The 19,792-nt window shown below is 70.0% G+C and carries 18 protein-coding genes and 1 riboswitch; of the genes, 11 read left to right on the forward strand and 7 right to left on the reverse strand.

Translation table 11 applies throughout. From position 1 onward, the window contains the following. Positions 1 to 3: 3 nt before the first annotated feature. The 3 genes from AC07F3_RS25570 to AC07F3_RS25580 form a co-directional block, all read right to left on the reverse strand. Positions 4 to 1,194, reverse strand: coding sequence for a cytochrome P450 (locus AC07F3_RS25570; protein WP_479116769.1), 1,191 nt, complete (start codon positions 1,192 to 1,194; stop codon positions 4 to 6). Further along, positions 1,191 to 1,883 (reverse strand): tRNA-dependent cyclodipeptide synthase, encoded by a 693-nt coding sequence (locus tag AC07F3_RS25575; RefSeq protein ID WP_479116770.1) that lies wholly within the window; start codon positions 1,881 to 1,883, stop codon positions 1,191 to 1,193. Before AC07F3_RS25575 ends, AC07F3_RS25570 begins: the two co-directional genes overlap by 4 nt. 203 nt (positions 1,884 to 2,086) lie before the next feature. Then, positions 2,087 to 2,737, reverse strand: coding sequence for a GNAT family N-acetyltransferase (locus AC07F3_RS25580; RefSeq protein WP_479116771.1), 651 nt, complete (start codon positions 2,735 to 2,737; stop codon positions 2,087 to 2,089). 202 nt (positions 2,738 to 2,939) lie between these two features. On the opposite strand from AC07F3_RS25580, the gene AC07F3_RS25585 reads away from it, so the two are divergent. Then, entirely contained in the window at positions 2,940 to 3,152 is a 213-nt protein-coding gene (locus tag AC07F3_RS25585) for an EF-hand domain-containing protein (RefSeq protein ID WP_053726211.1), read from the forward strand. Between the two features lie 82 nt (positions 3,153 to 3,234). Next, positions 3,235 to 3,936 (forward strand): NADPH-dependent F420 reductase, encoded by a 702-nt coding sequence (locus AC07F3_RS25590; RefSeq protein WP_479116772.1) that lies wholly within the window; start codon positions 3,235 to 3,237, stop codon positions 3,934 to 3,936. Between the two features lie 100 nt (positions 3,937 to 4,036). Here AC07F3_RS25590 and AC07F3_RS25595 read toward each other — a convergent pair whose 3' ends face one another. From AC07F3_RS25595 to gcvT, 4 genes are all read right to left on the reverse strand, one after another. After that, positions 4,037 to 5,407, reverse strand: a complete 1,371-nt coding sequence (locus tag AC07F3_RS25595) for an L-serine ammonia-lyase (protein ID WP_479116773.1) — start codon at positions 5,405 to 5,407, stop codon at positions 4,037 to 4,039. Positions 5,408 to 5,563: 156 nt separating this feature from the next. After that, positions 5,564 to 6,823, reverse strand: coding sequence for a serine hydroxymethyltransferase (gene glyA, locus AC07F3_RS25600; protein ID WP_189963874.1), 1,260 nt, complete (start codon positions 6,821 to 6,823; stop codon positions 5,564 to 5,566). A 24-nt stretch (positions 6,824 to 6,847) separates the two neighbouring features. Beyond that, positions 6,848 to 7,222: a glycine cleavage system protein GcvH gene (gcvH, locus tag AC07F3_RS25605; RefSeq protein ID WP_479116774.1), complete on the reverse strand. Its 375-nt coding sequence runs from the start codon at positions 7,220 to 7,222 to the stop codon at positions 6,848 to 6,850. A gap of 100 nt (positions 7,223 to 7,322) precedes the next feature. Further along, a complete protein-coding gene (gcvT, locus tag AC07F3_RS25610) occupies positions 7,323 to 8,447 on the reverse strand; it encodes a glycine cleavage system aminomethyltransferase GcvT (RefSeq protein WP_479116776.1) in 1,125 nt (374 codons plus the stop codon). Between the two features lie 153 nt (positions 8,448 to 8,600). Beyond that, positions 8,601 to 8,698: riboswitch (glycine riboswitch) on the reverse strand. Between the two features lie 129 nt (positions 8,699 to 8,827). On the opposite strand from gcvT, the gene AC07F3_RS25615 reads away from it, so the two are divergent. From AC07F3_RS25615 to AC07F3_RS25655, 9 genes are all read left to right on the forward strand, one after another. Further along, positions 8,828 to 9,496, forward strand: a complete 669-nt coding sequence (locus AC07F3_RS25615; RefSeq protein WP_479116777.1) for an AAA family ATPase — start codon at positions 8,828 to 8,830, stop codon at positions 9,494 to 9,496. Positions 9,497 to 9,589: 93 nt separating this feature from the next. Then, entirely contained in the window at positions 9,590 to 10,363 is a 774-nt protein-coding gene (locus AC07F3_RS25620) for an enhanced serine sensitivity protein SseB (protein ID WP_479116778.1), read from the forward strand. Between the two features lie 167 nt (positions 10,364 to 10,530). Further along, a complete protein-coding gene (locus AC07F3_RS25625) occupies positions 10,531 to 11,328 on the forward strand; it encodes an enhanced serine sensitivity protein SseB C-terminal domain-containing protein (RefSeq protein ID WP_479116779.1) in 798 nt (265 codons plus the stop codon). Between the two features lie 388 nt (positions 11,329 to 11,716). Next, complete coding sequence (locus AC07F3_RS25630; protein ID WP_479116780.1) at positions 11,717 to 12,721, forward strand: ABC transporter permease; 1,005 nt, start codon at positions 11,717 to 11,719, stop codon at positions 12,719 to 12,721. Positions 12,722 to 12,798: 77 nt separating this feature from the next. After that, entirely contained in the window at positions 12,799 to 14,577 is a 1,779-nt protein-coding gene (locus AC07F3_RS25635) for an ABC transporter substrate-binding protein (protein WP_479117028.1), read from the forward strand. A 123-nt stretch (positions 14,578 to 14,700) separates the two neighbouring features. Beyond that, positions 14,701 to 15,699 (forward strand): ABC transporter permease, encoded by a 999-nt coding sequence (locus tag AC07F3_RS25640; protein ID WP_114038284.1) that lies wholly within the window; start codon positions 14,701 to 14,703, stop codon positions 15,697 to 15,699. Beyond that, positions 15,696 to 16,793 carry an ABC transporter ATP-binding protein gene (locus AC07F3_RS25645; protein ID WP_479116781.1) on the forward strand — a complete coding sequence of 366 codons (1,098 nt, stop codon included), beginning with the start codon at positions 15,696 to 15,698 and terminating at the stop codon, positions 16,791 to 16,793. The genes AC07F3_RS25640 and AC07F3_RS25645 overlap by 4 nt, the downstream gene beginning before the upstream one ends. A gap of 29 nt (positions 16,794 to 16,822) precedes the next feature. Continuing rightward, positions 16,823 to 18,253: an ABC transporter ATP-binding protein gene (locus AC07F3_RS25650; protein WP_479117029.1), complete on the forward strand. Its 1,431-nt coding sequence runs from the start codon at positions 16,823 to 16,825 to the stop codon at positions 18,251 to 18,253. A 95-nt stretch (positions 18,254 to 18,348) separates the two neighbouring features. Further along, positions 18,349 to 19,752, forward strand: a complete 1,404-nt coding sequence (locus AC07F3_RS25655) for a M1 family metallopeptidase (protein WP_479116782.1) — start codon at positions 18,349 to 18,351, stop codon at positions 19,750 to 19,752. The last annotated feature ends 40 nt before the right edge of the window (positions 19,753 to 19,792 follow it).

Here is a 19,792-nt window from a genome sequence, read left to right on the forward strand (position 1 = left end):
CGGTCACCACAGCACCGGCAGCCGCTCCGGCAGGCGCTTGATGAACCCGGTGCGCCAGACCAGCTGTTCGGCCGGGACCGCCAGGCGCAGGCCCGGCATCCGGTCCACCAGGACCGACAGGGCCGTCTCGGCGTGCAGCCGGCCGAGCCCGGTGGCCGGGCAGAAGTGCCGCCCGGCGCCGAACGACAGGTGCGGGTTGTGCTCCCGGTCGAGGTCGAGGCGCTCGGGGTCGGTGAAGACCGCCGGGTCGAAGTTGGCACCCTCCACCAGGACGAGCACCAACTCGCCCTTCTCGACGAGCACGTCGCCCAGGCGTACGTCCTCCAGGGCGAGCCGGGGCAGCCCGTCGCCGATCGACAGGTTCCAGCGCAGCAGCTCGTCCACGGCCCGGCCCATGCGCTCCGGACGCTCGCGCAGATAACCGATGAGCTCCGGGTGCTGGAGCAGCGCGAGGACCGCGAGCACCAGGAACGAGGAGGTGGAGACCGCCCCCGCGCCGAACATGGAGACCGCGACCGTGGCCAGCATCTCGTCGGTCAGGTGCGCGGACTCGCTGTCCTCGCGCAGCGCCCCGAGCCGGCCGAGCAGGCTGTCCGCCGGCACGTCGGGCGCGTTCAGGCGCTCCACCATGTACCCGAGGTCCTTGTACCAGTTGAGCCCCGCGCCTTCGAAGGCGTGCGCGCTGGTCATGAAGGCGGTGTCCAGGCCCGACATGAGCCGGCGCCAGTCGGCGAACGGCACCCCGACGACCTGGCAGTGCAGCGCCGCCGAGAAGGGGTCGGCGAACCCCGCCCGGAGGTCGGCCGGCGGCCCCTCGGCGAGGAGCGCGTCGACGAACTCGCCCGCCCGCGACCGTAGTTGGTCCGCGAGGCCGGCCGCGCGGGGGCTGAGGGACTTCATCACGGCGGAGCGCAGCCCCGCGCTGTTGATGTTGCCCATGTTGTTGACGACCTCGGGCGGGATCGTCAGCGCGTACTGGCGGGGGGCCCCGGCGTTGGCGGTGTCCTTGAGGCTGAACCGGGCGTCCTCCAGGACCTGTTTGGCCAGCGCGTGGCTGCTCACCAGCCAGGCGTGGTCGCCGGTGAGCGTGCGCACCCGGGCCACCGGCCGCTTCTCGCGCAGCCAGGCGCACTCCTCGGGCAGCACGTCCGCGCGGCGCGAGAGCGGGAAGTCGAGTACGGGCTCGGGCGTCATGCGGCGATTCCTTCCGGGCGCACCACGGCGTAGGCCTGATTGCGGGAGGCGCGCAGTCCGCCGCCCTTCGCGTAGAGGAGCTCGGTCAGCGGGATCGGCGCGTGGTAGGCCGAGACCGAGGAGGGGACGCCGAGAATGGCCGGGGTGTCCAGGAAGAAGGGGAGTTCCGCGGCGATGTAGTCGAGGCAGGCGGCGAGCTGTCGCGCGTCGGCGGCCGGTTCGCCGACCTTCGTGGAGAGGAAGTGCGCGGCCATGCCCTCGCAGCCGGCGCGGAAGACCGGGTCGGTCGCGAGGAAGTGCCGCACCCGGCGGTGCAGCAGCCCGTACACCGGGTTCCCGGCGAATTCCGAGAGGCCGTGCACCCCGGCCGGAACGTCCGGCCCGGCCTCCTCGACGCCGCGCAGGATTCTGCGGCGTACCGCCTTGAGTTCCTTCGAGGCGCGGCGTGCCGCGTGGTCCTCGTCGTAGCCGAGCGCGCTGAACAATTCGGCCACGTGGAGGTCGGCGTACACGATGTCGATGCGGGAGAACCGTGCGGAAGCCCAGCGGACGAGTTCGGTGATGCGGCCGGCGCTGAAGTAGCTGTTCCCCGGACTCACACCGATGAGGACGTGATCGCCCTCGTCCCATATGTGGTGGCAACTTCGCGTGAAGGGCTGCACGGTGAATGCTTCAGTTGTGATGGTCACAGCTGTAAACGCCCCAGCGCCGCTAGTCCCTGGGTGCCCTGTGCACCCGGTGTGGCGGCGACAGCAAGAAGTTATCCGGCAGTGGCGGAGCGTGAGGAAGCGGCGGGATGAAGTTGGCGCGAACTCCTCTTCGTGCGGCGGAAAACCGTTCTTTCCGTGTTTCTAACAGTCAGGGTCCCGGGGCCTTCGGTCCGGACCCGTTATCAGTGCGCGACCAGCAGCGCCTCCGAGCCGACCGGCCGGAAGCCCGCGGCCTGGAAGGTGCGCACACTGCGCGCGTTCCCCGGCGACTGCTGTGCCCAGAGCACCTGGTCAGGCACCAAGTGACGGGCCGCGGTGGCGAGTTGGACGCCCAGGCCCCGGCCGCGCGCGGATTCGTCCAGCTCGACCGCGACCTCCCAGCGGCCCGCGACTCCGCGGCCGAGTACCAGGACGCCGCCGTCCGCCGCCCACACCCGCACCTCGTCGCGGTACTTCAGGGCCCGGGCCACCCGGGGGTGCTCCTGGTCCTCGATCTCCCTCAGCGCCAATCCGGGCTCGCCCGGCAGGGCGGTCGCGCAGGTCAGGAGGTCGACGCAGTTCATCGAGCGGCCGGTGCGGGCCATCAGCGCGGCCAGGAACCCGGGGTTCATCGAGGCGCCCAGGGGGTCGGCGTCCGTCCGTGCCAGGGCGGTTCTGAGCCACTCCTCGTCCTCGTCCAGGAAGATCACCGAGTGTGCGGTGAACGCGAGCACGCCCGCGTCCCGGTGACCCGGCTGGGCCACCACCGTCGTCCCGCCGTTTGCCGGCGGGAACTGCCCCCGTGCGGCGGCCGCCAGAATGTCGCCGAGCCCGCTGTCCGTGCGATGTGCCATGTCCCCGTTTCCGTTCTTCCGTGTTCCTGTCCGGTCCGCCGAGCGCCCCGGGGTCTGCACCCACGGGAAACCGGCCACCCGACTCCATGATCGGCGATGTCCGCCCCGAGCACGGCCGCCGCACTGCGCGCCCGGGTCGGCGGCTAATCTGACCCGCGTCAGAAACGCACAAAGCAGTAGCACCAACAAAGGGGTGGACCCAGTGGCGGACATCGAAGAGGCGCGCAAGGCGTTCGCGAAGCTCGACATCGACGGCGACGGACGCGTCACCGCGAGCGAGTACAAGGCGGTCATGGCGCAGCTGGGCGACTTCCACGTCACCGAGACGGTGGCCCAGGCCATCATCAAGGCCAAGGATGCCAACGGCGACGGCAAGCTCTCCTTCGAGGAGTTCTGGGCGTCGCTGAACAAGTGACCCCGATCGGCCCGGTGGCGTGCGCCCGCTCGCGCGGACACGCCACCGGGGCCGGACCGGAATAACACCCCGGACCCGTCGGTTGCCGGAGCGTGCCAACGCACCAACTCCGGAAGGCCAGCTCATGAAGATCGGCATCATCGGCGCGGGCAACATCGGCGGCAACCTCACCCGCCGCCTCACCGCGCTCGGCCACGACGTATCGGTCGCCAACTCCCGTGGCCCGCACACGCTTTCCGCCCTCGCCGAGGAGACCGGCGCCACGCCGGTCACCGTCGCCGAGGCGGCCGACGGCGCCCAGGTCGTCGTGGTCACCATCCCGCTCAAGCACGTCCCCGACCTGCCCAAGGGCTTCCTCGACGGCGCGGCCGACGGCTTCGCCGTCATCGACACCGGGAACTACTACCCGAAGGAGCGCGACGGCCGGATCGACGCGATCGAGGACGGCCTGCCGGAGAGCCGCTGGACCGAGCAGCACATCGGCCACCCGGTGATCAAGGCCTTCAACGGCACCTACGCGCAGGACCTGCTGGACCGCCCGCGCCCCCAGGGCGACCCCGAGCGGATCGCGCTGCCCGTGGCGGGCGACGACGCGGCGGCCAAGCAGCTGGTCCGCGAGCTCGTCGACGAGCTGGGCTTCGACACCGTGGACGCGGGCGGCATCGACGACTCCTGGCGCCAGCAGCCCGCCACCCCCGTCTACGGGCTGCGCGGCGGCGTCGCGGAGGTCACCGCGGCCCTGGCGGCGGCGCCCAGGGAGCGCCCGGCGGCGCACTCCGCCTGAGCGGAGCCGGGGCCGTTCAGCGCCCGGCAGGTGCGCGAGGAACCGCGGGACCGGCCACGGCCGGTCCCGCGGTCGAAGCGCTCCGTTTCCCGCGGAGCGACTAGCACTCGATGATGTTGACGGCGAGGCCGCCGCGGGCGGTCTCCTTGTACTTGACGCTCATGTCGGCCCCCGTCTCCTTCATCGTCTTGATGACCTTGTCCAGGGACACCTTGTGGCTGCCGTCACCGCGCATCGCCATCTTGGCGGCGGTGACGGCCTTCACGGCGGCCATGCCGTTGCGCTCGATGCACGGGATCTGGACCAGACCGCCGACCGGGTCGCAGGTCAGCCCCAGGTTGTGCTCCATGCCGATCTCGGCCGCGTTCTCCACCTGCTCCGGGGTGCCGCCGAGCACCTCGGCGAGCGCGCCCGCCGCCATCGAGCAGGCGGAGCCGACCTCGCCCTGGCAGCCGACCTCGGCGCCGGAGATCGAGGCGTTCTCCTTGAACAGCATGCCGATCGCACCCGCGGCGAGCAGGAACCGGACGATGCCGTCCTCGTCCGCGCCGGGCACGAAGTTCATGTAGTAGTGCAGCACCGCCGGGATGATGCCCGCGGCGCCGTTGGTGGGCGCGGTCACGACGCGGCCGCCCGCCGCGTTCTCCTCGTTGACGGCCATCGCGTACAGCGTCGCCCACTCCATGGCGTGCGCCTCCGGGTTGCCCTCCGCGCGCAGCTGGCGGGCGGTGGTGGCGGCGCGGCGGCGGACCTTGAGGCCGCCGGGCAGGATGCCCTCGCGGGACATGCCGCGCGAGACACAGGCCTGCATGACCCGCCAGATGTCGAGCAGCCCGGAGCGGATCTCGTCCTCGGTGCGCCAGGCCTTCTCGTTCTCCAGCATCAGGGCGGAGATCGACAGGCCGGTGTCCCGGGCGAGCCGCAGCAGCTCGTCGCCGGTGCGGAAGGGGTGCTTGAGGACGGTGTCGTCCGGCACGATCGGACTCTCGCCCGCCACGGCGTCCTCGTCGACCACGAAGCCGCCGCCGACCGAGTAGTACGTCTTCTCCAGGACCAGCGTGCCGTCGAGGTCGTAGGCGAAGACCGTCATGCCGTTGGCGTGGTAGGGCAGCGCCTTGCGGCGGTGCAGGACGAGGTCGTCGTCGTAGGAGAAGTCGATCTCGTGCATGCCCAGCACGTTGAGCCGCCCCGAGTCCTTGATCTGCGCCACCCGGTCGTCGGCGGTCTCCACGTCGACCGTGCGCGGGGAGGCGCCCTCCAGGCCGAGCAGCACCGCCTTCGGCGTGCCGTGGCCGTGGCCGGTGGCGCCGAGCGAGCCGTACAGCTCCGCGCGTATCCGCGCGGTGTGCGCGATCAGGCCCTCGTTCTTCAGCCGGGCCGCGAACATCCGGGCCGCCCGCATCGGGCCGACGGTGTGGGAGCTGGACGGGCCGATGCCGATCGAGAACAGGTCGAAGACCGAGATGGCCACGGGGACTCCTTGGGGGGTCTGGTAGACGCCGTTGTCTGCCGGGGTGGTGCAGAGCAAAGCAGGCACAGCATGGAATGGGGCACCGCGCTCACTACCCAGTGTGCGCGGTGCCCCGGGGCTTCGTACGGAATGAACCGAGAACTAAAGCGTACGAAACTACTTCAGGCCGGGGTACAGCGGGTGCTTGGCGGCCAGAGCGGACACCCGGGCGGCCAGGGCGTCCTTGTCGAAGTCCGGCTTCAGGGCCTCGGCGATGATGTCGGCGACCTCGCGGAAGTCGTCGTCGCCGAAGCCGCGGGTGGCGAGCGCCGGGGTGCCGATCCGCAGACCCGAGGTGACCATCGGCGGCCGCGGGTCGTTCGGGATGGCGTTGCGGTTGACCGTGATGCCGACCTCGTGGAGGCGGTCCTCGGCCTGCTGGCCGTCGAGCTCCGAGTTGCGCAGGTCCACCAGGACCAGGTGCACGTCGGTACCGCCGGTCAGGACGTCGACGCCGACGGCCTTCACGTCGTCCTGGACCAGGCGCTCGGCCAGGATCCGGGCGCCGTCCAGGGTGCGCTGCTGGCGCTCCTTGAACTCCGGCGAGGCCGCGACCTTGAACGAGACCGCCTTGGCCGCGATCACGTGCTCCAGGGGGCCGCCCTGCTGACCCGGGAAGACCGCGGAGTTGATCTTCTTGGCGAGCTCCTGCGTCGACAGGATGACACCGCCGCGCGGACCGCCGAGGGTCTTGTGCGTGGTGGTGGTCACGACGTGGGCGTGCGGCACCGGGTTGGGGTGCAGCCCCGCGGCGACCAGGCCCGCGAAGTGGGCCATGTCGACCATCAGGTAGGCGCCGACCTCGTCCGCGATCCGGCGGAACGCGGCGAAGTCCAGCTGGCGCGGGTACGCGGACCAGCCGGCCACGATCAGCTGCGGCTTCGACTCCTTGGCCAGGCGCTCGACCTCGGCCATGTCGACCTCGCCGGTCTCGTCGACGTGGTACGGGACCACGTTGTAGAGCTTGCCGGAGAAGTTGATCTTCATGCCGTGGGTCAGGTGGCCGCCGTGGGCCAGGTTCAGACCCATGATCGTGTCGCCCGGCTTGAGCAGCGCGAACATCGCGGCCGCGTTCGCCTGGGCGCCCGAGTGCGGCTGCACGTTGGCGGCCTCGGCGCCGAAGAGCGCCTTGATGCGGTCGATCGCGATCTGCTCGACCACGTCGACGTGCTCGCAGCCGCCGTAGTAGCGGCGACCCGGGTAGCCCTCGGCGTACTTGTTGGTGAGGACCGAGCCCTGGGCCTCCATGACCGCGACCGGAGCGAAGTTCTCCGAGGCGATCATCTCGAGGGTGGACTGCTGACGGTGGAGCTCGGCGTCGACGGCGGCGGCGACGTCCGGGTCCAGCTCGTGGAGGGGCTGGTTCAGAAGCGACATCAGACGATCCCTGTGGTCTCTAGGTCAGCTGGCGAAGTCGGTGTACTCGTCGGCGGAGAGCAGGTCGCCCGGCTCGTCCGTGACCTTCACCTTGAACAGCCAACCGCCCTCGAACGGGGCCGAGTTGACGAGAGAAGGGTCGTCCACGACGTCCTGGTTGGCCTCGACGACCTTGCCGGTGACCGGGGAGTACAGGTCGCTGACCGACTTGGTGGACTCCAGTTCGCCGCAGGTCTCGCCCGCGGTCACCGTGTCGCCCACCTCCGGAAGCTGTACGTACACGACGTCACCGAGCGCGTTGGCCGCGTGCTCCGTGATGCCGACCGTCGACACGCCGTCCTCGGCGGCCGACAGCCACTCGTGCTCCTTGCTGTAGCGCAGCTGCTGCGGGTTGCTCATGACCTGGATTCTCCTGTACGCGGGGGAGTGCTGCTGACGGGGTCTCGCCGTGTGTCTCGCACAGTGGGACGAGAGGGGTGGTGCGAGGGGGACGGGAAGGTCACTTCTCGCGCTTGTAGAAGGGGAGCGCGACGACCTCGTAGGCCTCGTGCGTACCGCGGATGTCGATGCCGACCCCGGCGGTGCCCGGCGCGGCGTGCGCGGCGTCCACGTACGCGATGGCGATCGGCTTGCCCAGCGTCGGGGACGGGGCGCCGGAGGTGACCTCGCCGACGACCTCGCCGTCCGCGACCACGGAGAACCCGGCGCGCGGCACCCGGCGGCCCTCGGCGATCAGCCCGACCAGCTTGCGCGGCGGGTTCGCGGCGGCCTTCTCGGCGGCGGCCTCCAGAGCCGTACGGCCCACGAAGTCGCCGTCCTTCTCGAACTTCACGACCCGGCCGAGACCGGCGTCGAACGGGGTGAGCGCGGTGGTCAGCTCGTGCCCGTACAGCGGCATGCCCGCCTCAAGGCGCAGCGTGTCGCGGCAGGACAGCCCGCAGGGCACCAGGCCCGCGCCCTGGCCGGCCTCGGTCAGCGCGCGCCACAGCTGCTCGGCGTGGTCCGGGGCCACGAACAGCTCGAAGCCGTCCTCGCCGGTGTAGCCGGTGCGGGCGATGAGGGCGGGGACACCGGCGACCGTGCCGGGCAGCCCCGCGTAGTACTTGAGGCCGTCTAGGTCGGCGTCGGTGACGGACTTCAGGATGCCGGAGGACTCGGGGCCCTGGACGGCGATCAGCGCGTAGGCGTCGCGGTCGTCGCGGACCTCGGCGTCGAACCCGGCGGCACGCTCGGTGATCGCGTCGAGCACGATCTGCGCGTTGCCCGCGTTGGCGACCACCATGTACTCGGGGGTCTCCGCCTCGCCCAGGCGGTAGACGATCAGGTCGTCGACGATCCCGCCGTCCTCCTGGCAGATCATCGTGTACCGGGCGCGGCCCGGGCCGATGGTGGCGATGTTGCCGACGAGCGCGTAGTTCAGGGCCTTCATGGCCTCGGGTCCCGTGACCGTGATCTCGCCCATGTGGGACAGGTCGAAGAGCCCGGCGCGGGTGCGTACGGCGTTGTGCTCGTCTCGCTCGCTCCCGTACCGCAGCGGCATGTCCCAGCCCGCGAAGTCGGTCATCGTGGCGCCCAGCGAACGATGCAGGGCATCGAGGGAGGTGAGGCGGGGGGCGTTGCTCATGGATGGTGCTCCAAGGTCCCGGGGCATGACGGTCGAGGACATCCTCCCCATCTGTCATCGGAACCTGAGAGGTTCACCGGCGCGCGCTGCGCGGCACGGCTTGCACCTTGGGTGGGGACGCCCGGCAGGGGACGGCCCGCTTTTCAGATCTGCCTCGTCCGCGCGGTACGGGGCCTGAGAGATTCAAGGGAGGAACTTGCTCCTTCGGCGCCCCAGCTCACAGCTGCTGAGGACTCTCCCGCGCGGATTCGAACGGCCGGTATGCAGTTGGCGCGCACATCATTGCACGCATCCCGGAAGCGGCAAATCGTTGGCGACCTATTACCGTCTCTTTACACTTCGTGGGCAGAGGTCGCGGGACCCGAACAGGGGGGAGTGCCATGACGGTTGGACACAACACGGGCCAGGTGCGGGAGGCGGCCGCGCCACCGGGGCCGGGCCGCGGGGCGCCCCCGCCGCGCGCCCGGCCGGTGGTGGGCGAGGCGGTCCGCGACCTGCGCGGCAGGCCCGGGCACACACCGCCCGAGCTGCTCTTCGACGCGGGCGACGTCGTGGTGGTGTCGGGCCTGCCGGGCAGCGGCAAGACGACGCTGATGCGCCGCACCGTCACGGACCGCCGGATCGACTCGCAGGACACCCGCCGCGCCTGGCAGCGCCGACTGCCCGGCATTCCGTACGCCCTGTACCGACCGCTGACCCGGACCGCGCACTTCGCCAGGACCTGGTGGGCGCTGCGCTCCGGGGACAGCCTCGTCGTGCACGACTGCGGCACCCAGGCGTGGGTGCGGCACTGGCTGGGGCGCGGGGCGCGGCGCAGGGGACGCGCGCTGCGGCTCGTCGTGCTCGACGTGCCGCCCGGCACCGCCCTGGAGGGCCAGGCCAGCCGGGGCCGCTGGGTGTCGAAGTACGCCTTCGCCCGGCACCGCGGCGCCGCCCGCAGGCTCATAGCCCAGGTGGAGGCCGGGCGGCTGCCGACCGGCTGCGCCTCGGCGGTCCTGCTCGACCGCGCGTCGGCCGACGTGCTGCGACGGATCGGCTTCGCCGAGTAGCGGCCCCGGCGCCCACCTGGCACCTTTCCCCGGGCGACGGGTGCGGCGCTAGGGTCGTGGGGCACGACAGCAGTCGGGGGAGAAGGACGGCACATGAACTTTCCGGAGCACGCGTTCGCGCACCCGCACGGCGGCGGAGGCTGGCCGGGCAACGAGCTCGAAGAGGCCCTGGCGGCCGCGCTCGGCCACCCCGACGCGGGACCCAGGCTGATAGAGGTGCTCGGCCGCAACGCGGTGTGGGTGCCGCTGCCCAACGGCGGCGGCCAGGACAGCGCCGACCTCGACCTGCCCACCATGGAGCTCGGGGGCGCCCCCTACGTCCCGGTGTACAGCTCCGAGCAGCAGTTCCTTCAGTGCGTCGGCTCCCACATGTCGTTCGCCGTGGCCCCCGCCGTCGAGTTCGCCCGAGGTCTGCCGCCGCAGCTCGGCATCGTGGTCAACCCCGAGGGCGCGGTCGGGGTGCCACTGCCCCCGCCCGCCGTCGCCGAGCTGTGCCGTACGGGGCGTACCGCGCTCGACGGACCCGCGTCCGGTGCCCGGGTACGTCTCTTCGAGCCGGACTGGCAGGAGGACCCGGTCGACTTCCTGGCGGCCGCGTCCGAGGAGTTCGAGGCGACCGGCGTGGTGCTCAGCGCCCGCCGCGCGCTCGCCTCCATCGAGGGCGATTCGCCCACGCTCTTCATCGGCGTGGAGTTCTCCACCTGGGACGGGGCGGGCCGCAACGCCCCCATGGAGGCGCTGGGCCGGGCTCTTGGCCGGGTCCCGGTGGGCTGGCCGGTCAACCTGGTCCTGCTCGACGTGACCCAGGATCCGGTCGCCACCTGGATGCGCGAGCGGGTGCGGCCCTTCTACACGCGGGCCCAGTAGCGGCCGCCGGGTCGGTCGCGGCCGGTCCCGCCGGGTCATGGCGGTGTCTGTGCGGCGGCTTAACCTGGTTTCATGACCCTTGCATCCCCGCAGCCGCACGCGTGTGCCCGGGGCTGCGTGGCGGCGCAGGCGTCGGCACGGTGGATCGAAGAGGGGCGGGACCCAGGGTGAGCGCGTCAGGCACCGCGGCGGCCGGGCAGGTCGAGCACATGCTGCGCCAGGTGACGCCCGGGCGCTACGACGTGTACGAGGCGCTGCTGCACGCGCTCGCGGACCCCGCCACCGGCCAGGTCTGGATGCTGCTGTGGAACGGCCGGCCCGGCTCCCCGGACGCCCAGTACGGAAACATGGAGGTCGACGGCGTCGCCTACGCGCCCTGTGTGACCTCCGCCCAGGAGCTCGCCGCCAGCGGCTGGAACCGGGCGCACGAAGTGGCGGGCGCCCTGGAAGTGGCCCGCGCCCTCTACCCCGACCGGTACGGGATCTGGCTCAATCCGCACGCCCCCGGCGGCGGCGTCGGCATCCCGTGGACCGATCTGCGCCGGATCGCCACCGGCCTCGACCGGATGCCCGCGGGGCCGCTCCGGCTCTCCGAACCGGCCGTGGAGATCCCGCAGTTCTACGCCCTGCTCGCGCAGCACGCGCACCGCACCCCCGCGGTGCGCTCGCTGCGCCGGGCCTGGGTGCAGCCCGCGCTCGGCACCCCGTACCTCGCGATCGGGCTCGACCTCTACGACACCGGCCCGCGGTCGGTCGACGCGGTGCGGGCGATGATGCAGCAGTCCATCGCCGCGGTGCCGGACGGGCTCGCGGTGTCCACGGTCGCGATGTCCGACGAGTACGACCCGGTCGCCATGTGGCTCAAGGCCGGGGCCCGCCCGTTCTACGACCGCGAGGCGCCCGCCGCCCCGGCGCCGGGTACCGCCGGGTACGGCTACCCGCCGGCCGCCCCGCGCACGTACTGAATCCCTCCCGGCGCGGCACACCAACCGGGACAGAACCCGTCAACTTCCCCAGCGCGTAACGGGAATGTCCGTTCTGGTGGGGCGAAGACCGCAATAGGGCACCGCGTCACTTGCGCCCCAACTTCCCCATGTCCGCCCCTGGTTCACAGGCGTCCGGATAACGGAAACCCTCTCTCCGCATCACGTTTACGCATACATTCGCCGCCAGGTCTGGCGGGTGATCGCGAGGCCATTGAAGACTCCCGGCATGCAGGGCCGTTCGGGCCCTTGTGCGAGCAGCTCGACCCGCTGCCCGGTGTCGCCCTCCGCTCGCACTGCTGATGGGAACGCGCCGCTACAGCGGCAAGTGCGGGCCGGTCACCGCCGGTTGAGAGGGGTCCTTGCCACGATGACGGCACCATTGCACGACACACCCGCCGACGCGGACCCGACCGCGGACGTCAGCGTCACGCCCAGCGGCGAGACCAGAACGGTCGAGGGGCGGTCGCTGGGCCGTATCGCCTGGAACCGGCTGAAGAAGGACAAGCTCGCCCTCACCGGTGGCATCGTTGTCGTGTTCCTGGTCCTCGTCGCGATCTTCGCGCCGTTGATCGTCGACGCGTTCGGCCACCCGCCGGACGACTTCCACGAGGACCAGATCGACCCGCTGCTCTCCACGCCGATCGGGAGCTGGGGCGGCATCAACTCGCACTTCCTGCTGGGAGTTGAGCCGGTCAACGGCCGCGACGTGTTCAGCCGGATCGTCTACGGAGCGCGGATCTCGCTGCTCGTCGGCTTCCTCGCGGCGGTCTTCGCGGTGCTCGTCGGCACCGTGCTCGGCGTGATCGCCGGCTACTTCGGCGGCTGGCTCGACGCCATCATCAGCCGCGTGATGGACATGCTGCTCTCCTTCCCGCAGCTGCTCTTCATCATCGCGCTGATCTCCGTGGTGCCCACCCAGCTCTTCGGGCTCAGCGGCACCGGGGTCCGGCTGCTCGTGATGATCCTGGTCATCGGCTTCTTCGGATGGCCGTACGTCGGGCGCATCGTGCGCGGCCAGACGCTGTCACTGCGCGAGCGCGAGTACGTCGAGGCGGCGCGCAGCCTCGGCGCGGGCCGCGGCTACATCCTGTTCAAGGAGCTGCTGCCCAACCTGATCGCGCCGATCACCGTCTACATGACGCTGATGATCCCGACGAACATCCTCACCGAGGCGGCGCTCAGCTTCCTGGGGGCGGGCGTCAAGCCGCCCACGGCCTCCTGGGGGCAGATGCTGTCGACGGCTATCGCGACCTACCAGTCCGATCCGATGTTCATGATCATCCCGGGTCTGGCGATCTTCATCACCGTGATGGCGTTCAACCTCTTCGGCGACGGCGTCCGCGACGCCTTCGACCCGAAGGGCACCCGCTGATGCGGGAATTCGAAGACTCCGGCCCGGCGCACCGCACGGGCCGCGACACCCAAGACGCCCACTACGGAGGAAGCGAGATCGTGACAACCCTAGGTTCATCGAGGCGAAAGACGGCCGCCGGCGCGGCCATCGTCGTTGCGGCTCTGCTGTCCACCGCGGCCTGCGGCGGAGGCGGCAGCAGCGACGGCAAGGGCGGCAAGGCCCCCGGCTTCAACGCGGCCAACAGCAAGCTCGCGAACGCGTCGACGAAGAAGGGCGGGGAGCTCAAGTTCGTCGGCACCCAGGACGCCGACTCCTGGGACCCGCAGCGCGGTTACTACGGCTTCATGTGGGACTACGCGCGCTACTACACGCGCACGCTGATCACCTACAAGCCCGCCCCGGGCAAGGAGAGCGAGACGCTCGTCCCGGACATCGCGACGGGTCTCGCGGACGTCTCGGCGGACAAGAAGACGTACACGTACCACCTGAAGGACGGCGTCAAGTGGGAGGACGGCAAGCCCGTCACCTCCAAGGACGTCAAGTACGGCATCGAGCGCATCTGGGCGCAGGACGTCATCTCCGGCGGCCCCGTCTACCTGAAGGACGTCCTCGACCCGACCGGTGAGTACAAGGGTCCCTACAAGGACACCTCTGCCGACAAGCTGGGCCTGAAGGCGATCGAGACGCCGGACGACAAGACCATCGTCTTCAAGCTGCCGGCGCCCAACGTCGACTTCCAGCAGATGCTGGCCATGCCGTCGGGCAGCCCGGTCCGCCAGGACAAGGACACCCAGTCGAAGTACGGTCTGAAGCCCTTCTCGCTCGGCCCGTACAAGTGGCAGTCCTACGAGCCCAACAAGTCGATGGTCCTCGTCCGCAACGAGAACTGGGACCAGAAGACGGACGACGTCCGCAAGGCCCTGCCGGACAAGATCAGCCTCACCCTGCTGACCAGCGCCGACGACATGGACAGCCGTCTCATCAACGGTGACTACGACGTCGACCTCAACGGCACCGGCCTCAGCCCGGCCGGCCGTACCAAGGCGCTCCAGCAGTACAAGGGCAACGTCGACAACCCGGACACCGGCTACATCCGTTACGCGGTCTTCCCGCAGACGGTCGCGCCGATGGACAACGAGCACTGCCGCAAGGCCGTCATCTACGGCTCCGACCACAAGTCGCTGCAGACCGCCCGCGGTGGCCCGCAGGCCGGTGGTGACATCGCCACCAACATGCTGCCGCCCATCATCAGCGGTTCGGACCCGAAGTTCGACCCCTACGGCGCGACCCAGAACGACGGCGCGCAGAACATCGCCAAGGCCAAGGAAGAGCTCGGCCTCTGCGGCAAGCCCGACGGCTTCTCGACCACCATCGCGGTCCGCAACAACAAGCCGGCCGAGGTCGCCACCGCCCAGTCGATGCAGGCCGCGCTGGCCAAGGTCAACATCAAGGCCGACATCGACCAGTACGACGGCTCGCAGACGACCGGCATCATCGGCAACCCCGAGGTCGTCAAGAAGAAGAACTACGGAATCATCATCATGGGCTGGGGCCCGGACTTCGCGTCCGGCCAGGGCTTCCTGCTCCCGCTGGTCGACTCCAAGTTCATCCTGCCGAACGGCAACAACAACTACTCGATGCTGAAGGACCCGGCGATCGACACCCTCTTCGACCAGGCCATCGCGGCCGGCACCCCCGAAGAGGCGGCCGGTATCTACAAGCAGATCAACCAGAAGGTCTCCGAGCACGCCGTCTACCTGCCGTTCGTCTTCGAGAAGAACGTCAAGTGGCGCAGCTCCCGGCTCACCAACGTCTACACGACGACCAACAACAACGGTTTCTACGACTACGCCTCGCTCGGCGTCGAGAAGTGACCGTCGTCCAATCGCTCCGCCGGCGCACCCGCCGCTAGGCACGAAGGGCAGGTGAAGGCCGTCGTGTGACGGGTCGGGGGTACCGCAATCCGGTGCCCCCGGCCCGCCGCCGGGCCGAGAGCAGTGCTCGCATATCTCATCAGGCGGCTGTTCGCCGCCATCGTGATGCTGCTGATCGTCATGCTGGTGACGTTCGGCATCTTCTTCCTGATCCCCAAGTGGACGGGCGTCGACCCGGCCACGATGTACGTCGGCAAGCAGTCCGACTCCGCCGCCCTCGAAGCGGTCCGCGAGAAGCTGGGTCTCGGCGACCCGATCTTCGTGCAGCTCTTCGACTTCGTGAAGGGCATCCTGGCCGGCCGCGACTACACCGGCGGCGGCTCCACGATCCACTGCGACGCGCCGTGCTTCGGCTACTCGTTCCGCAACGAGCAGGCCATCTGGCCGGTGCTCAAGGAGCGCTTCCCGGTCACGCTGTCGCTGGTCATCGGCGCGGCCATCCTGTGGGTCGTCTTCGGTGTGCTCACCGGCGTGGTGTCCGCCCTCAAGCGCGGCTCGCTGTGGGACCGGTTCTCCATGACCGTGGCCCTGGCCGGCGTCTCGCTGCCGATCTACTTCACCGGTCTGCTCTCGCTGGCGATCTTCACCTACGGCCTGCATTGGATCGACGGACAGTACGTGTCCTTCAGCGACTCGCCGGGCGGGTGGTTCAGCGGTCTGATCCTGCCCTGGATCACGCTGGCCTTCCTCCAGGCGGCGATGTACGCCCGCCTCACCAGAGCGACCATGCTCGAAGTGATGGGCGAGGACTACGTCAGAACCGCACGGGCCAAGGGCCTGAGCGAATCCACCGTCATCGGCAAGCACGCCATGCGCTCCACCATGGCGCCGATCCTCACGGTGCTCGGCATGGACATCGGCGCCCTCATCGGCGGCGCGATCCTCACCGAGACCACCTACAGCATCCCGGGCCTTGGCCAGGCGGTGCTGCGCGCGATCGGCGAGCGCGACCTTCCGGTGATCCTCGGCGTCACGCTGATCACCTCGGCGGCGGTGATCTTCGCGAACCTCGTCGTGGACCTCCTGTACGCCGTGATCGACCCCCGAGTGAGGCTCGCATGACCGACCTGAACAAGACCGGAGCCGCGGTCGGCGAGCCGGTCGCGGCGGAGCGGCCCTCGGACGCGTTCCTCGACGTACGCGACCTGAAGGTCCACTTCCCGACCGACGACGGCCTGGTCAAGTCCGTCGACGGGCTCAGCTTCTCCCTGGAGAAGGGCAAGACCCTCGGCATCGTGGGCGAGTCCGGCTCCGGCAAGTCCGTCACCTCGATGGGCATCATGGGCCTGCACACGGCCGGCCAGTACGGCAAGCGCAAGGCGCAGATCTCCGGCGAAATCTGGCTGAACGGCAAGGAGTTGCTCTCCGCCGACCCCGATGACGTGCGCAAGCTGCGCGGCCGCGACATGGCGATGATCTTCCAGGACCCGCTGTCCGCGCTGCACCCGTACTTCACCATCGGCAAGCAGATCATCGAGGCGTACCGGGTCCACCACGACGTCGACAAGAAGGCCGCCCGCACCCGGGCGATCGAGATGCTCGACCGGGTCGGCATCCCGCAGCCCGACAAGCGCGTGGACTCCTACCCACACGAGTTCTCGGGCGGCATGCGCCAGCGCGCGATGATCGCGATGTCGCTGGTGAACAACCCCGATCTGCTGATCGCGGACGAGCCGACCACCGCCCTGGACGTCACCGTGCAGGCGCAGATCCTCGACCTGATCCGGGACCTGCAGAAGGAGTTCGGCTCCGCGGTCATCATCATCACCCACGACCTGGGCGTCGTCGCCGAGCTCGCCGACGACATCCTGGTGATGTACGGCGGCCGGTGCGTGGAGCGCGGACCCGCCGAGAAGGTCTTCTACCAGCCCCGCCACCCCTACACCTGGGGTCTGCTCGGCTCGATGCCGCGCATCGACCGGGAGGAGACCGAGCGCCTCATCCCGGTGAAGGGCTCCCCGCCGTCCCTGATCAACATCCCGTCGGGCTGCGCCTTCAACCCGCGCTGCCCGTACGCGGACGTGCCCAAGGACAACATCACCCGGACCGTACGCCCCGAGCTGGCCGACGGCGGCAGCGGTCACTGGACCGCCTGCCACATGACGCCGGACGAGCGGGAGCGCATCTGGACCGAAGAGATTGCGCCCAAGCTGTGAGCGAGGACAAAGGCGTGACGGACAACGACGTGACGATTCCCGCGCAGAGCAAGGGAGCGGTCACGACCACGAAGGACGCGGCCCCCGGCGAGGTCCTGCTCAAGGTCAGCGGTCTGCAGAAGCACTTCCCGATCCGCAGCGGTGTGCTGAAGCGGCAGACCGGCTCGGTCAAGGCCGTCGACGGCATCGACTTCGACGTGCGCTCCGGCGAGACGCTCGGCGTGGTCGGCGAGTCCGGCTGCGGCAAGTCGACGATGGGCCGCCTCATCACCCGGCTGCTCGAACCGACCGGCGGCACCGTCGAGTTCGAGGGCCGGGACATCACCCACCTCGGGGTGCGCGGCATGCGCCCGATGCGCCGCGACGTCCAGATGATCTTCCAGGACCCGTACTCCTCGCTGAACCCGCGGCACACGGTCGGCGGCATCATCTCCGCCCCCTTCAAGCTGCAGGGCGTCAGCCCGGAGGGCGGGATCAAGAAGGAGGTCCAGCGCCTCCTGGAGGTCGTGGGCCTCAACCCCGAGCACTACAACCGCTATCCGCACGAGTTCTCCGGCGGTCAGCGCCAGCGCATCGGCATCGCCCGCGCGCTCGCGCTCAACCCGAAGCTGGTCGTGGCGGACGAGCCGGTCTCGGCGCTCGACGTGTCGATCCAGGCCCAGGTGGTCAACCTCCTCGACGACCTCCAGCAGGAGCTCGGGCTCACGTACGTGATCATCGCCCACGACCTGTCGGTGATCCGGCACGTCTCGGACCGGATCGCGGTCATGTACCTGGGCAAGATCGTGGAGCTGGCCGACCGCAAGTCGCTGTACGCGGCGCCGATGCACCCGTACACCAAGGCGCTGATGTCGGCGGTGCCGGTGCCCGACCCCAAGCGGCGCGGCATGAAGAGCGAGCGGATCCTGCTGAAGGGCGACGTCCCCTCGCCGATCTCGCCGCCCAGCGGCTGCCGGTTCCACACCCGTTGCTGGAAGGCGACGGAGATCTGCAAGGCGCAGGAGCCGGTGCTCGTGGAGCTGAAGCCCGGCCAGCGGGTGGCCTGCCACCACCCGGAGAACGCGCCGGACCAGGCCCCGGGCGAGACGGTCCTGCCGGAGGCCAGGGAGTCGATCGAGCTCGTGACGATCGGCGAGGCGGAGTCGGCTGAGGCGTCCGAGGTGCCTGAGGTGTCCGGGGCATCCGAGGCGGCGGAGCCGACGGAGGTGCCTGAGGCGGCCGAGGCGTCCGGGACGACAGATGCGGCGGAGGCGCCCGAGGCCACCGAGGTGGACGGAGCCTCCGGGACGCCCGAGTCCGGGGAGGCGCCCGACGCCCCCTCGGAGCCCGCCCCCGCGGCCCCCTCCGCACCGAAGTCCGTGAAGCCCGCGAAGGATGCGGAGTCCGCGAAGGCCGCCGGGGATGGCAAGGCCGGAGAAACCGGACCGGACGACACCGTTCAGGAGTCAACCGACAAGTAGGGCATGACAGTTCGGCAAAGTCATGTTCATGCCGAAGCGGGAGAGTGCAGAGTCTGCGTGTCCGTACCAACGGCATGCGTTCGAAGGGCAGACTCATGGCACTCTCCCGTTCGGCACGTCGTACCTCCCGGCTGGTCGCCCTCGCCACCGCGGTGGCCGCCGGGTTCACCATCGCCGCAGCGCCCGCCGCCTCACCCGGCGCCCCGGGCATCGGCGATCCGTACTTCCCCAACCTGGGCAACGGCGGCTTCGACGCCCTCCATTACGACCTCGGCGTCAGCTACAACCCCGATTCCGGGCGCCTGGACGGGCGCACCACCCTCACCGCCCGGGCCACCCAGAACCTCTCCAGCTTCGACCTGGACCTCCAGAAGCTCACCGTCGACTCGATCCGGGTGAACGGCAGGCCCGCCGACTTCACCAGAACCGGCGACGAGATCGTGATCACGCCGCGCCACCGGCTGCGCAGGGGCGAGGAGTTCGAGGTCACGGTCGTCTACGGCGGAGTGCCCCAGCCGCTGAGCGGACCCATCGTCTTCGGGTCCGACTACGGCTGGATGAAGACCAAGGACGGCGTGTTCGTCGCCTGCGAACCCAACGCCGCCTCCACCTGGTTCCCGTCCAGCGACCATCCCTCGGACAAGGCGACGTACGACATCCGCATCGACGCGCCCAAGGGCCTCACCGGGGTGTCCAACGGCCGCCTCGTGGACTCCCATGACAGCGGCGGCCGTTCGTACTTCCACTGGCGCGAGTCCAAGCCGATGGCGACCTACCTCGCCACCGCGTCCATAGGGAAGTTCGACGTGAAGACGGGCCGGACGCCCGCGGGCACCCCCATCTACGTGGCCATCGACCCGACCCTGGCCAACCAGAACACGGTCGACGTGTACGCGGTGACCGCCGAGGCCACCGACTACTGGTCCAAGCTCTTCGGCCCGTACCCCTTCGAGGAGACCGGCGCGGTCGTCGACGACATGCCGCAGGCCGGGTTCTCCCTGGAGACGCAGACCAAGCCGAGCTATTCGGCCGTCCGCAACGAGTCGACCATCGTGCACGAGCTCGCCCACCAGTGGTTCGGCGACTCCGTCTCGGTCGCGCACTGGGACGACATCTGGCTCAACGAGGGCTTCGCGACCTACGCCCAATGGCTGTGGGCCGAGCACCGCGGCACCGCGACGGCCCACACCTCCTTCCTCAACAGGTACAACTCGATCCCGGCCTCCTCCGACTTCTGGAAGATCGAGGTGGCCGACCCGCAGCGCGACACGATGTTCGCCTCCGCGGTCTATCAGCGCGGCGCGATGATGCTCCAGGCGCTGCGCGAGCGCATCGGTGACCAGGCCTTCTTCAAACTGCTCCCGGCCTGGACGAAGCTGCACCGCTACCACAACGCCGACACCGAGGACTTCATCCAGCTCGCCGAGGAGGTCTCGGGCCAGTCGCTCGACGGCCTGTTCCAGAAGTGGATCTACGACACGGGCAAGCCCGCGCTCTGAGCCCGGCCTGTGCCGAGGGGCACCCCGGGATGAGTAAAAA

This window comes from Streptomyces sp. NPDC045846, from assembly GCF_056431605.1.

Coding starts and splice junctions, on each gene's coding strand:
- AC07F3_RS25655 (WP_479116782.1), top strand. CDS start 18,349: ATGGCACTCTCCCGTTCGGCACGTCGTACCTCCCGGCTGGTCGCCCTC.
- AC07F3_RS25630 (WP_479116780.1), top strand. CDS start 11,717: ATGACGGCACCATTGCACGACACACCCGCCGACGCGGACCCGACCGCG.
- glyA (WP_189963874.1), bottom strand. CDS start 6,823: ATGTCGCTTCTGAACCAGCCCCTCCACGAGCTGGACCCGGACGTCGCC.
- AC07F3_RS25570 (WP_479116769.1), bottom strand. CDS start 1,194: ATGACGCCCGAGCCCGTACTCGACTTCCCGCTCTCGCGCCGCGCGGAC.
- gcvT (WP_479116776.1), bottom strand. CDS start 8,447: ATGAGCAACGCCCCCCGCCTCACCTCCCTCGATGCCCTGCATCGTTCG.
- AC07F3_RS25580 (WP_479116771.1), bottom strand. CDS start 2,737: ATGGCACATCGCACGGACAGCGGGCTCGGCGACATTCTGGCGGCCGCC.
- AC07F3_RS25645 (WP_479116781.1), top strand. CDS start 15,696: ATGACCGACCTGAACAAGACCGGAGCCGCGGTCGGCGAGCCGGTCGCG.
- AC07F3_RS25615 (WP_479116777.1), top strand. CDS start 8,828: ATGACGGTTGGACACAACACGGGCCAGGTGCGGGAGGCGGCCGCGCCA.
- AC07F3_RS25620 (WP_479116778.1), top strand. CDS start 9,590: ATGAACTTTCCGGAGCACGCGTTCGCGCACCCGCACGGCGGCGGAGGC.
- gcvH (WP_479116774.1), bottom strand. CDS start 7,222: ATGAGCAACCCGCAGCAGCTGCGCTACAGCAAGGAGCACGAGTGGCTG.